The organism is Chitinophaga ginsengisegetis (genome assembly GCF_900168065.1).
Taxonomy (GTDB): Bacteria; Bacteroidota; Bacteroidia; order Chitinophagales; family Chitinophagaceae; genus Chitinophaga; species Chitinophaga ginsengisegetis.
Genome location: NZ_FUZZ01000001.1, coordinates 1,948,437 through 1,961,803 on the forward strand (window position 1 = coordinate 1,948,437; position 13,367 = coordinate 1,961,803).

Consider the following 13,367-nt stretch of genomic DNA (forward strand, 5'->3'; position numbering starts at 1 on the left):
CCCTATATTTGATCATAGATCGCAGTTAGCCTGTTGGTAAACACACCTGATTACTAATAACTGTATCGTTTAATTTGTTCATAACCTCGCCTTCCTTTAAGCTATTTTATTCCTGACCCTTTGTTTTAATAATTGTACAAATTGTGTAACCTAACCGTTATTTCTTATGAACACATCCATTTTATGGAGGGCTGCGTGCTTGTTGTTAGCAACCACCCCAATGATGAGCCAGGCTCAGGATCAACCTTCTGCCACTTCTGCGGCTGTACCCACAGCGAAATTATTCAGTGGCCCCAGTGACTATAAAACATGGTCAATCGGCGTAAACGGCGGCGTATTGGCGCCAGTTGCTGCCACTGGTGGCAGTAACGACTTCACCAAGTGGAAAGGATCTGCCGGTTACGGCGCCTATGTGAAGTACCAGATCCTGCACTTCTTTGCCCTCCGGGCCGATTATGTAGGCGGTAAACTCCAGGCCGATAACAGCAAGGAACTCGGCAATGGCTCCCTTCCTGTCAGACCATATAAATCCTACGAAACCAAACTAAACTGGTCAGGAACTTTAAACGCCGTATTTAATATCACCACGGTCAACTGGTTATTCCGTGAGAACTTTGTTCAGCTGTACGCCTCTGTAGGCGGCGGATTGGCCGGATATAAACCAACCGTAACCAGGAACGATAACACCAGCTTTCCTTATAAAGCAGAAGATAAAGCCATCAAGGAACTGATTATTCCTGTAGGCGCTGGGCTCAAATTCAAACTGTCAGAAGCTGTTAACCTGGACCTGGGCTATACCATGTATTACACCGACGGTGATAACCTCGACGGTTACAACTACGGTCCCAATAAGGATAAGTACTCCTATGGCTACGCAGGACTGGAGTTCGCCCTGGGAAAGAAAGGCAAAAAACAACTGCAGTGGTCCAATCCGGCCAAAGTGATGTACGACGAGCTGGAAGCCCAGAAAACCACCCTCGCAGCCTCACTGGATGCTGCCAATCAGAACAATGCCAGGTTGACGGCTGATGTGGATAAACTGACAAAAGACAGTGACGGAGACGGTGTTTCCGACTTCTTCGATAAATGCCCAGGCACACCTGCCAATACCAAAGTAGATGGTTCCGGCTGTCCGTTGCCGGTACCGGAAGTAGTGAAGCAGGAAGAAAAAGTAGTGATTACAGAAGAAGATAACCGTCTAGTAAGAGAAGCCATTCAGAACCTGGAGTTTGAATTTGCAAAGGCCAGTATCAAGCCCAGCTCCTATCCTGCACTCGACAGGGTGGCAGCACTCCTGAAACGCAAAAACCTCAACCTCAAGCTGGCCGGCCATACCGACAATGTAGGCAGCAAATCACGGAACCTCGCCCTGTCAAAGGAAAGAGCCGAATCCGTTAAAGCCTATTTTGTGGAAAAAGGCGTGAACGCTTCTAAAATTGAAGCCGTAGGTTATGGTATGACACAACCTATTGCCTCCAATAAAACAGCGGCAGGCAGGCAGAAAAACAGAAGAGTAGAGTTTACAATATTCTAACAGGCTGACTATAAGATGATAGGGATTTTTTGATGTAAAAATCAAAAAATCCCTATTTTCATTTTATGGAACCATATATCATCAGAACAATAGCGCCAGCAGACGATCCGGCAATTGCCCATATAGTAAAAACCACGTTGACAGAATTCGGCATGAACAAGGCCGGTACTGCGTTTTCAGACCCTACCACCGACCACCTCTCGCAACTGTTTGATATTCCCCGTGCAGTTTATTACGTAGCAGTGGCAAACAATGAAATAATCGGCGGGGCCGGCATCCACCCGCTGGATGGCGGTGAAGCGCACGTATGCGAACTACAGAAAATGTACCTCCTCCCCGAAGCCCGCGGAAAAGGACTGGCAGGCAAGCTAATCACCTTATGCCTGGATTACGCTAAACAAAACGGCTACACGCAATGCTACCTGGAAACTGCCCCCGAATTAGCCAGGGCCAGAAAAGTATATGAACAGTTCGGATTCCGGTACCTGACAGGCCCGATGGGTAATACCGGCCATTTTGGCTGTGACAGCTGGATGCTGAAGGATTTGTAGTTTTCCTCAACAGGTGGATTTCTATTCCTCTTTGTAAACCGGCACACTTCTTGCCAACTGGGGCTTACAAAATAACATATCATGAAAAAACTTATTCTGTCTGGTGTATTAGCCATTGGAACTATGCTGGCAGTACAAGCACAAAATGTAAAGTTCGGTGTTAAAGGTGGTTTGAATATCTCCAAACTAACTGATACCGACGGCTCCAAAACCCTCGCAGGCTTTCACGCAGGAGGTCTTGTTAACATCGGGCTGGATAAAAGCTGGGCTATCCAACCGGAAGTATTGTATTCTACCCAGGGCACCAAAGCAGAAAGAAGTGTATTATGGTTAACCACTTCCAACACCGTAAAGGTTAACTATGTTAATGTACCGGTAATGGTGCAGTATTCCATTGTGCCTGAATTTTACCTGGAAGCAGGTCCGCAGGTAGGCTTTCTCACAGCAGCCAAGGTTAAATCCGGCGACGTAACGGTAGATATCAAAGATGATATGCAATCCGTAGACTTTGGACTGGGCTTCGGCTTTGGTTATAAGTTCGATATGGGCCTCGGTGTTAGCGGCCGGTATAATTTCGGACTTACCAATGTGTATGATTCCGACAAAGTGGACAGCAAAAACTCCGTAGCACAGATCGGTGTGTTTTACACTTTTTAATGCAGGAATAAAATATTCCGGATAAGCGAAGGTTGTCTGATAAAGACAACCTTCGCTGCTTTCGGCTAATTAACTATCTTTGCCCCTCGCATTAATCATTTTCAGCATGAGTGTTGTACAATCCATCAGAACGGCCGCCGTGGCCGCCATTAATTCACTTTACGATCAGCAGTTAACAGCAGCAGATATTGCTATTAATACCACCAAGCCTGAATTCGAAGGTGAGTATACCATTGTCGTTTTCTCTTTTACAAAATTCAGCCGGCAGAAACCGGAAGAAACTGCACAACGTATCGGGGAATACCTGACTGCCCACTATCCGGAACTGATTGCGCGATTCAACGTAGTAAAAGGATTCCTGAACCTGAGCATTAACGATACCTACTGGACAAAATTCCTGCAGCAACATTATAGTGACGTAAACATCGGGATACAGCCTGCCAATGGTAAAAGGATCATGGTAGAGTATTCATCTCCCAATACCAACAAACCTTTACACCTCGGTCACCTGCGTAATAATTTCCTGGGATATGCTATCGCTGAAATTATGAAAGCCAATGGCTACGAAGTGATCAAAGCCAACCTGGTAAATGACCGCGGTATACACATCTGCAAATCCATGCTGGCATGGCAAATGTTTGCACATGGCGACACCCCACAATCTACCGGTATAAAAGGCGATCACCTGGTGGGCGACTACTACGTGAAGTTTGAATCTGTAGTGAAGGAACAGGCAGAAATTATCATTGACCGCGTACTGGAAAATGATTTCCGCGACTTCGACAGCGCCGAAACTGAAAAGCTGGAGAAGCTGGTTACTGCGCTGCATAAGCCGGAAGTAAAAGACGATAAAGAAAAGTCTGGCAAGATCATGGACGACATCAAAGAGATGTCGCGTAATAAAACAGAGATCATGCAGCAGGCGAAGATCATGCTGCAGCAATGGGAAGCCGGCAACCCTGAAGTAAGGGAATTGTGGGCTACTATGAACGGCTGGGTGTATGAAGGCTTTGATCAAACCTACAAACGGCTTGGTATTGATTTCGACCAGATGTACTACGAGAGTGAAACTTACCTGTTAGGTAAAAACCTCGTAGCCGAAGGACTGGAGAAAGGCGTGCTGTTTAAAAAAGAAGATAACTCTGTATGGATAGACCTGACCGCCGACGGGCTGGATCAGAAACTGCTGCTCCGCGGAGATGGCACCTCTGTATATATGACCCAGGACATGGGTACGGCGCGTTTGAAATATGAACAGTACCACATGGACCAGAGTGTATATGTAGTGGCAGATGAGCAGAACTATCACTTCAAAGTACTCCAGCTGATTATGGAGAAACTGGGAGAACCTTCTGCCAAAGGTATCCACCACCTCAGCTATGGCATGGTGGAATTACCGCATGGCCGGATGAAAAGCCGGGAAGGTACCGTAGTGGATGCAGATGATATGATCACAGAAATGGTGAATACTGCCGCCGAAAAAACACAACAATCCGGCAAAAACCTGGATATGTTTTCCGATGAGCAGCTCAACGAACTGTATGATACCGTAGGCATGGGCGCTATGAAATTCTTCCTGCTTCGTGTAGATCCTAAAAAGAAAATGATCTTCAATCCGGAAGAATCAATCGATTTGCACGGGTTTACCGCTCCGTTTATCCAGTATGCGTACGCGCGTATCAAATCTATCCTCCGCGATGCCGGCACAACAGAAGGGCTGGAGGCGTACACCTACGAAGGAGAATTGCTGCCGCTGGAAAAGGAACTGATCATCCTGAACGAACAGTTTCCGGGTATACTCGCAGAGTCGTACCGCGAACTGAGTCCTTCTGTGATTGCCAACTATGCGTTCCAGCTGGCCCAGTTATTCAATTCCTTTTATGCCGAGAAAGTGGAAGGGGTACCCACCTATTCCATCATCCGCGCAACCAGTGAAGAAAAGAAGAAGCTGCGTTTACAGATTATCATGCTCACCGCCCACACTATTGCTCAAAGCATGAAATTACTGGGTATCCGTGTACCGGAAAGAATGTAATAACGGTTAAAATTATAAACAGAAAAAGGAAGGCGCAATGCCTTCCTTTTTTGTTTCATTAAAACGCTGCAGCCCTTACGGGTTGCAGCGTTAGCAACTTGCGGCCGCCGTGGCCGAAATTGCCGAAGAAAATACCACAGTAAGCAGCGCAGCGAAAAAGGAGCTTGCCTATCCTTTATGCGCTGTTTAAAGTCCCTCTACACTGTGGCAAATATTTTTATCATGTAGTTCTCCCATTATGATGGCCTCATCGCACAGGCGTTCCCCCTTCTCCTGCTCACCCGCACCCATATACGATTTTCCGAGCATAAACATAGCAAAAGCATTGGTAGGTTGCAAGTGTAAAACTTTTTTCCATTGCACTATTGCCTGTTTAAAAAGTTTCCTTTCGTACAAGTCGTGTGCCAGATGCTGATAACGGTTAACTCTTTTCAGGGTATCCTTAAAAACGTATAGCCCCGGACGGTAGTTGACTTCTTTTTTATCAAAGTAACAGGCTGCCGGTTCACTATACACTGCAGTAAGTAATACAATACAACAGATACTAACTGATAGCTGACAGGGTTTCATAGGTCGCAGCACTTATGGGGCGCCGGACAAATATATAAAGAATATATTGCAAATGAAAACTTATCTATATGTAGTAATCACAAACCCAGCTCGTCCCCGCTAAAGGAAAGGGGCAGCAAGTCATTCGCACGGCTGATCACATATATCTTACCGCTTAATCCCCCCATAATCACCCGGATAGGGCTTTCCTGTTTCCTTTCGTACTCCGACAATGTTTGCCGGCAAATCCCGCAGGGAGAAATAGGATGCGTACTCTCCCCATTGAGGTTATTATAACTGATGGCGATGGTATCAATATCAATATTGGGATATACCGACGCAGCAGAAGCCAGCGCCACTCTCTCCGCACATAACCCGATCGGATAAGAAGCGTTTTCCTGGTTGGAACCGGCAATGATTTCACCGTTGGCCAGCCGGATCACTGCTCCCACCTGGAAACGGGAATAAGGCGCATAAGCGTATTCCGTTACTTCCCTTGCTTCCTTCAGCAGCCATGCATCAGCGTCGGAAAGACCGGCAAGATCATCATATACCTCGTATTCGATATGCAGCAATTGTTTCTCCATAACAACAGTTGAAAAGGGTTCTTCGTATAGCCGTTGTCGGGGTAAGACAACGACGGACCGGCATAGTGCCGGTCCGTAATTTACTTTAAATTATATTTCGGGCGGTTGCTTACTTGATATTTCTGAAGATACGGCTCCAGCGGATACCGCCTTCTCCATAACTCATCCAGATCAGCCAGGCTTTACCCACCACGTGATCTTCCGGCACAAAACCCCAGAAACGGGAATCCAGGGAGTTGTTACGGTTATCCCCCATCATCCAGTAATAGTTCATTTTAAAAGTATAGCTATCAGCGGGTTGACCGTTGATGATAAATTTACCGTCTTTTCTTTCCAGTGTATTGCCTTCATATACGCGGATAATGCGGTCGTATAAAGCAATGTTGCTTTCATCCAGCTTAACGGTAACGCCCTTTTTAGGAATATACAACGGACCGAAGTTTTCTTCTGTCCATTTGAAATGGGCAGTATCGTGCGGGAAAACGTTATTGTAATTGAAATCTGTAAAATCAGACTCCTGGTATATTTTAATGTCTTTTACGATCGGCTTAAATTGTTCCAGCGCTGCAACATTGGCCGGTGTGAGGTTGTAAATGAACTTGCTGGCATCGAGCTGGTAGAAGTCAGAACCGGAAGTAGCAATGCCCAGGTCTTCCAGGCGGCTGCTGTTAAGCTGATCGCCGGTAGTTTCCACTACATATTTATGCTGGCTGCCAGGGGGAACCGGTGCTGCCTGTCCGTTTACATATACTGCACCTTTAATGATCCGGATCGTATCGCCGGCTTCGGCCATGCAGCGTTTGATATAGTTTTCCCTTTTGTCTACCGGGCGTTGAATGATTTTGTAAGAATTCTGGACCGACTGCCAGCCGAACTGCCGCACCATGCCATAATAACTGGGATCGGGCGAATCAATGGCCACGGTATCTCCTTCGGGGAAGTTGAATACCACTACATCATACCGCTTGATTGCTGAAAAACCGGGTAAACGTCTGTATTTCCATTTTACCGCCTCTGAATAGGCTTTGGCAGATTTGGTGAAAGGCAGCGTGTGATGCACAAAAGGTACTGCCAGTGGGGTCATTGGGATACGTGGTCCGTAACTGATCTTGCTCACAAACAGGAAGTCGTTCACAAGTAAGGTTTTTTCCATTGAAGGGGTCGGGATCGTATAGGCCTCAAAAATAAAGGTGCGGATAAGCGTGGCTGCTATAATAGCGAAGATCGCAGCGTCTAACCATTCTCTAACCGCAGATTTCTTTTTCTTAGGCTGACTGTCTTTGTTTTTTTTCCAAAATGCCAGGTTCATTCAGTTACGCTTATTAGATGCTTAAAAAGGCAAATATAATATTCTGTTGCTAGCCAGTTGCTATTACTTTACAAAAGTTTTCTTAAAAATAGATTAAAAGATTGTTTATTATAATTTTTAGGTATATGGTGTACCCTACGCCGAATTGCCTAAATTTGACGTTTACTATACCTCCGTTGAATACATTTACGATTAAGGATATTGAGAACTTTACCGGTATAAAGGCGCATACCATCAGGATCTGGGAGCAGCGGTTCCAGTTATTCTCCGCCAGGCGGAAGGATACCAACCACAGGATCTATGACGGGGAGGATCTGAAAACCTTACTGCGTATTGCGTATTTATATCATCACGGGATCAGGATCTCGCGCATAGCTGCTTTGTCGGACGAGGAACAAAATAAACTGTCCTTGCAGCTGGCCGCTGAAGGATCTTCCGCCGGCCTCCAGGTAAATGAGCTGATTGCCGCCACACTCGACTACGATTACTTCCGCTTTGAACGTGTTTTTTACAGCCAGGTACTGCACCTGGGATTTGAACACTGCATTACAAAAATCATTTACCCTTTCCTTGAAAAGATAGGCGTACTATGGCTTACCGGCAACGTGATTCCGGCACAGGAGCACTTCTGCTCCAATATTATCCGTACTAAAATAATGACGGCTATCGACGGCCAGCAGATGAACCAACAGGCTACCGCCCATTACCTGTTATTTCTCCCGGAGGGAGAATTTCATGAAATACCTTTGTTATACGCACAATACCTGTTGAAGAAGAGTGGCAAACTGGTCACCAGTTTTGGCGCCAATGTCCCCCTGGCAGACCTGGAAGCATTTGCCCCGGCCCGTCCGGTGACCCACATCTATACCCATCTGCTTACCAATGTTACGCAACAGGTAATGAACCGCTTTGCTGCCACACTCTCACAGCAGTTCCCGGGCATTAAAATCCTGTTATCGGGGCCACAGTCCTGGCAATTGACCATGCCGCTGCCGGCGAATGTATTTGTTATAAAAAGCCTGGAAGAGCTGCAGGCATTCAGCTGACCATTTCTCAGAGCACTTCTTCGAGGATACGATTAATGGCTTCCGAGCGGTTCAGCACCATAAAATGGCCACCATCGGGGATCAGGTGTGTAGGTTGAAGATATTTAACCGGGAAAGGCATATCGCGTGCACCGTGGATATGCACCACGCCTTCCGGTACCTGCTCGTTTTCCCAATGCAGGATAGCATTTACCGCCCACCGCGTATAGGTGTAATCGCGCTTCGCAAGATATTCGTTTACCAGTGTACGTTCTTCCGGTGTTTCAATATTGAGGAATTTCCTGACAATAGCGCTTCGCCGCTGGTACAGCAGGCTGTCGGGCAACTTATGCAGGCCGAGTTTCTTTACCCAGTTATAGTAGGGAGGTTTTTCCGAGCTTCGTTTAATGCTTGATAGCAGGATGTTCTTTTCTACAGGGATGTGCCGGGCTATTTCCAGGCTCATAATACCGCCAAAAGACACGCCTATTAAGGTTACCGTCCCATCAGCCGTAATGTTTTTGGCCATACGTGCCGCATAGCGGCTGATGGGTTCATCCGGCAATGGAGGGATCCAATGCAGGTGATGCACCTGGTAGCCGGAGGGAAAACGCAGGTTGTTGAAAATGCGTTCATCCGCTCCCAGCCCACTGATCAGATACAGGTGTTTTTGCATATTGTTAGCCGGTTAAGAGCTTACTTTCCTTTTGTCGCGGCTCGGTACCACAAAATCGTCCACATCTTCCGCAGTGATGGTTTTACCGGAAAGGATCACGAGCCTTTCCACCACGTTCCTCAGCTCACGGATATTACCAGTCCAGTTGTGGTTTTGTAAAGCCTTCATGGCCTCTTTATCTGCTACTTTGCGGGTAATGCCATATTCACTGCAAACGCTGTCCAGGAAGCTGTCTACCAGCAAAGGTACATCATCCCGGCGGTCGTTCAGGGAAGGTACGTGGATCAGGATCACGCTTAAACGGTGATAGAGATCCAGGCGGAAGTTCTTGTTTTCCACTTCCTGCAGCAGATCTTTGTTGGTAGCGGCTACCACCCGTACGTCTACACTTATTTCCTTATCTCCGCCTACGCGGGTGATCTTTCCTTCCTGCAGGGCGCGCAGTACTTTTGCCTGGGCACTGAGACTCATATCGCCAATTTCATCCAGGAAAAGGGTACCGCCGCTGGCCTGTTCAAATTTTCCGATCCGCTGCTTTACAGCAGAGGTAAAGGAACCTTTTTCATGACCAAACAGTTCACTTTCTATCAGCTCTCCGGGGATGGCTGCGCAGTTCACTTCCACCATCGGGCCGGCGGCGCGGTTACTGCGTTCATGCAGCCACCGGGCTACCAGTTCTTTACCTACCCCGTTATCTCCGGTGATGAGTACCCTGGCATCCGTGGGCGCTACTTTTTCTATCGTTTCTTTAATTTTCAGGATCGGGCTGGACTGACCAATCATTTCCGGCACCTTATTCACCTTGCGGCGCAGGGTTTTGGTTTCGGTAACCAGCGTGGTTTTATCCATTGCATTACGCAGGGTAATGAGTAAGCGGTTCAGATCCGGCGGCTTTGAAATATAATCATAGGCGCCTTTTTTTACCGCATCTACTGCCGTATCAATATTACCGTGGCCGGAAACCATGATAATAGGAATATCTCCGTTCACCTCACGGGCTTTCTCGAGAAACTCCAGTCCGTCCATTTTAGGCATTTTGATATCGCAAAGAACGGCATCATATGACTTTGCCTGGAACATTTTAAATCCTTCCATACCATCCGCGGCCTCATCTACCTTATAACCTTCATAAGTTAAAATTTCCGTGAGTGTTTTACGAATACTTTTTTCGTCGTCTATTATTAAAATGTTAGCCATAATCAGTTTTATTTTGTACGACCGGCAATACCTGCCTTTTATACAACGGGCAAAAATAAAGATTAATCCCTTAAAATTGCATTATATCAGGGATCATTTAACATGTCAGAAACAATTGAGATATTACCATATAGTCCGTGCTGGCCGGAAGAATTCCCCGAAATAGCCCGGGAGCCGGGCGATGCGGCCGGTGAATACGCGCTGGCTATTGACCACATTGGTTCTACAAGTGGCCTATATCCGGGCAGATAAGAAGGCTTGAATATTAGCAGACAGTCTACTACCTTTACAGGATTAATGCGTAATTTCAGTAACTATTAAAGTGCCAATACCTGTAATTCGATCCGCATATGAATGATTTTCTGGAAGAGTTGAAGCGGCGGCACCAGCTGGCAGCGGCGAACGCCTATCCTGCCACGGGTGCAGTAGATGAATTTGTGAGCCACCTGTTAAACTGGTTATTCCCTGAACATACCGGTCAGGTAATTGCTGATCCGGTGGCGCTGGAGCGTTTTGGCCATGAACTGGAAGCTCAGTTGCAGCAATTGCTGCAATCAATGGAAAATCAGCTGCCCGCAGATGCCGCGGGCCTGAGCCGCGACTTTATGAATAAAGTACCGGTAATATATGATGAACTGACAAAAGATGCCTCGGCCATTTACCAGGGCGATCCGGCGGCATCCTGTTTATACGAGGTAATCCGCGCCTATCCCGGGTTTTATGCCATTGCCTTTTACCGCATTGCGCATGCCCTGTACCAGCTGAAGATACCGGTATTACCCCGGATGATCACAGAACTGGCGCATTCCCGCACAGGAGTGGATATTCATCCGGGCGCCGTAATTGCACCGTGGTGCTGCATAGATCATGGTACCGGCATTGTGATCGGGGAAACCACCGTGATAGGACCGCATGTAAAGCTGTACCAGGGCGTAACACTGGGTGCACTGAGCATTGAGAAGAGTATGGCGCGCAGCAAGCGCCATCCGACCATTGAGGAGCATGTGGTGATTTACGCCGGCGCCACCATTCTTGGCGGAGATACAGTGATAGGCCATCATAGCGTAATAGGCGGGAATGTGTGGCTGATTAAAAGTGTGGAACCTTTCTCCCGGATCTATTATAAAGCAGAACATAAATTTTCAGATACAAACCAGGACTAGTACAATGGCTTCCATCATAGATCTGATCGGCAATACGCCGATGGTAGAATTAAAGAAGATATCCGTTAACCCGGCCGTTAAAATTTTCGCCAAGCTGGAAGGGAACAATCCTGCCGGCAGCGTAAAAGACAGGGCCGCCTATGGCATGATCAAAGGCGCACTGGACAGGGGCGATATTAAACCGGGCATGAAACTGATAGAAGCTACCAGCGGTAATACCGGTATTGCGCTGGCTATGATTGCCAGTATTTTCGGACTTGAAATAGAGCTGGTAATGCCTGCAGACGCCACCCGCGAACGGGTGCTCACCATGGAAGTATATGGTGCAAAAGTTACGCTCACGCCAAAGGAGCTGTCGATGGAAGGCTCTATTGACTACGCCAATGCCCAGATGGAGAAAGGCGGCTATTATATGCTCAACCAGTTTGCCAATCCCGATAACTACGGCATGCACTATAAAACTACCGGACCGGAAATCTGGAAAGATACCAACGGGGAAGTGACCCACTTTGTAAGCGCAATGGGCACTACCGGTACTATTATGGGAGTATCCCGCTATTTAAAAGAACAGAACCCGGCAGTACAGATTGTGGGATGCCAGCCTACAGAAGGTTCAAAAATCCCGGGCATCCGCAAATGGCCGGAGGCTTATCTTCCCAAAATATTTGAAAAACCGAGGGTAGACCGTATTATGGACATTTCAGAAGAAGAAGCGAGAATCATGACCAAAAGACTGGCAAAAGAAGAAGCGGTATTTTGCGGTATGAGCAGCGGCGGCGCTGTGGCAGCGGCAGTGCGGGTATCGAAGGAGTTAAGTAGTGGCGTGATCGTTAGTATCATCTGTGATCGTGGCGACAGGTACCTTTCCAGCGATCTGTTTTCCTGATAAATATTTAATATTTAAAGAGATAAAAAGAAACGGAGCGAAGAAAATCTTCGCTCCGTTTCTTTTTTATACTTATAGCGGTTGCTATTTCTTCATGTACATCACTTCTTTCACCAGTTTCACGGTACGTTCCACATCCGGCAGATATTGTTTAACCAGGTTAGGCGCGTAGTGCATAGGTGCATCCTGTGCGGTGATACGGCGGATAGGTGCATCCAGGTAGTCGAAACCTTCTTTCTGGATACGGTAAGTAATTTCGGAAGAAATACTTGCGAATGGCCATTGTTCTTCCACAATTACCAGGCGGTTTGTTTTCTTCACAGACTCCAGGATGGTGAACCAGTCCAACGGGCGGATGGTACGGAGATCGATTACTTCTGCCTCGATACCTTCTTTTGCCAGTTCTTCCGCTGCACCCAGCGCTACTTTCATCATTTTGTTGAAAGATACGATGGTTACATCTTTACCGGCACGTTTGATATCTGCTTTACCAATCGGGATGATATATTCTTCTTCAGGAACTTCACCCATATCGCCATACATCAGTTCACTTTCCATGAAAACAACCGGATCGTCGTCGCGGATAGCCGCTTTGAGCAAACCTTTTGCATCATATGGATTGGAAACGGAGATTACTTTCAGGCCCGGGATGTTGGCGTAGTAACTTTCGAATGCAGTAGAGTGTTGTGCACCTAATTGTCCGGCAGAACCGTTTGGTCCGCGGAAAACGATCGGGCAACCTACCTGGCCGCCACTCATTGCCAGCATTTTTGAAGCAGTATTGAGGATCTGATCCAACGCCAGTACAGCGAAGTTCCAGGTCATGAATTCAACCACCGGACGCAGGCCGTTCTGTGCAGCACCTACTCCGATAGCAGCAAATCCAAGTTCAGCAATCGGCGTGTCAATAACACGTTTTGGACCAAACTCATCCAGCATTCCCTGGCTCACTTTATAAGCACCATTGTATTCGGCTACTTCCTCCCCCATAAGGAATACCCGTTCATCACGGCGAAATTCCTCCTGCAGGGCTTCTCTTAAGGCTTGTCTGAAAGCTATCTGACGCATGCTATTCTTAATTGAAAGTTTAAATGCCTTATTGAAAGGCAGGGCAAAAATATTGTTTGTTAGCGAAAAAGCAAAGCAAACACCCGATTAATAATTATTATACCTCCGACAAGCAGTGTGTATAGTATTA

Annotated in this window: 14 protein-coding genes; 8 read left to right on the forward strand and 6 right to left on the reverse strand. The window is 47.0% G+C overall.

Annotated features, from left to right (window positions below):
• Positions 1 to 223: 223 nt before the first annotated feature.
• From B5Z18_RS07710 to argS, 4 genes are all read left to right on the forward strand, one after another.
• Positions 224 to 1,534: an OmpA family protein gene (locus tag B5Z18_RS07710; protein WP_227024657.1), complete on the forward strand. Its 1,311-nt coding sequence runs from the start codon at positions 224 to 226 to the stop codon at positions 1,532 to 1,534.
• Positions 1,535 to 1,599: 65 nt separating this feature from the next.
• A complete protein-coding gene (locus B5Z18_RS07715) occupies positions 1,600 to 2,085 on the forward strand; it encodes a GNAT family N-acetyltransferase (protein ID WP_079468793.1) in 486 nt (161 codons plus the stop codon).
• 81 nt (positions 2,086 to 2,166) lie between these two features.
• Positions 2,167 to 2,742, forward strand: a complete 576-nt coding sequence (locus B5Z18_RS07720) for a porin family protein (RefSeq protein ID WP_079468794.1) — start codon at positions 2,167 to 2,169, stop codon at positions 2,740 to 2,742.
• A 106-nt stretch (positions 2,743 to 2,848) separates the two neighbouring features.
• On the forward strand, positions 2,849 to 4,777 hold the full coding sequence (gene argS / locus B5Z18_RS07725) for an arginine--tRNA ligase (RefSeq protein ID WP_079468795.1): 1,929 nt from the start codon (positions 2,849 to 2,851) through the stop codon (positions 4,775 to 4,777).
• Positions 4,778 to 4,963: 186 nt separating this feature from the next.
• On the opposite strand, the gene B5Z18_RS07730 is transcribed toward argS, so the two are convergent.
• The 3 genes from B5Z18_RS07730 to lepB form a co-directional block, all read right to left on the reverse strand.
• A complete protein-coding gene (locus B5Z18_RS07730; RefSeq protein ID WP_079468796.1) occupies positions 4,964 to 5,347 on the reverse strand; it encodes a hypothetical protein in 384 nt (127 codons plus the stop codon).
• A 77-nt stretch (positions 5,348 to 5,424) separates the two neighbouring features.
• Positions 5,425 to 5,913, reverse strand: a complete 489-nt coding sequence (locus B5Z18_RS07735; protein WP_079468797.1) for a cytidine deaminase — start codon at positions 5,911 to 5,913, stop codon at positions 5,425 to 5,427.
• Positions 5,914 to 6,022: 109 nt separating this feature from the next.
• Positions 6,023 to 7,222, reverse strand: a complete 1,200-nt coding sequence (lepB, locus tag B5Z18_RS07740) for a signal peptidase I (protein ID WP_079468798.1) — start codon at positions 7,220 to 7,222, stop codon at positions 6,023 to 6,025.
• 176 nt (positions 7,223 to 7,398) lie between these two features.
• On the opposite strand from lepB, the gene B5Z18_RS07745 reads away from it, so the two are divergent.
• The gene (locus B5Z18_RS07745) at positions 7,399 to 8,268 is read left to right on the forward strand and encodes a MerR family transcriptional regulator (protein WP_159454230.1); all 870 of its coding nucleotides are present in this window, start codon (positions 7,399 to 7,401) and stop codon (positions 8,266 to 8,268) included.
• A 7-nt stretch (positions 8,269 to 8,275) separates the two neighbouring features.
• On the opposite strand, the gene B5Z18_RS07750 is transcribed toward B5Z18_RS07745, so the two are convergent.
• Both B5Z18_RS07750 and B5Z18_RS07755 read right to left on the reverse strand, forming a co-directional pair.
• Positions 8,276 to 8,923 (reverse strand): alpha/beta fold hydrolase, encoded by a 648-nt coding sequence (locus tag B5Z18_RS07750; RefSeq protein WP_079468800.1) that lies wholly within the window; start codon positions 8,921 to 8,923, stop codon positions 8,276 to 8,278.
• A 12-nt stretch (positions 8,924 to 8,935) separates the two neighbouring features.
• A complete protein-coding gene (locus B5Z18_RS07755) occupies positions 8,936 to 10,120 on the reverse strand; it encodes a sigma-54-dependent transcriptional regulator (RefSeq protein ID WP_079468801.1) in 1,185 nt (394 codons plus the stop codon).
• Between the two features lie 102 nt (positions 10,121 to 10,222).
• On the opposite strand from B5Z18_RS07755, the gene B5Z18_RS07760 reads away from it, so the two are divergent.
• From B5Z18_RS07760 to cysM, 3 genes are all read left to right on the forward strand, one after another.
• Entirely contained in the window at positions 10,223 to 10,372 is a 150-nt protein-coding gene (locus B5Z18_RS07760; RefSeq protein WP_079468802.1) for a GrpB family protein, read from the forward strand.
• A gap of 98 nt (positions 10,373 to 10,470) precedes the next feature.
• Positions 10,471 to 11,283: a serine O-acetyltransferase gene (locus tag B5Z18_RS07765; protein WP_079468803.1), complete on the forward strand. Its 813-nt coding sequence runs from the start codon at positions 10,471 to 10,473 to the stop codon at positions 11,281 to 11,283.
• Positions 11,284 to 11,287: 4 nt separating this feature from the next.
• Positions 11,288 to 12,169 carry a cysteine synthase CysM gene (gene cysM, locus B5Z18_RS07770; RefSeq protein WP_079468804.1) on the forward strand — a complete coding sequence of 294 codons (882 nt, stop codon included), beginning with the start codon at positions 11,288 to 11,290 and terminating at the stop codon, positions 12,167 to 12,169.
• Positions 12,170 to 12,253: 84 nt separating this feature from the next.
• Here cysM and B5Z18_RS07775 read toward each other — a convergent pair whose 3' ends face one another.
• Positions 12,254 to 13,288, reverse strand: a complete 1,035-nt coding sequence (locus B5Z18_RS07775) for a pyruvate dehydrogenase complex E1 component subunit beta (RefSeq protein WP_310009845.1) — start codon at positions 13,286 to 13,288, stop codon at positions 12,254 to 12,256.
• Positions 13,289 to 13,367: the final 79 nt, after the last annotated feature.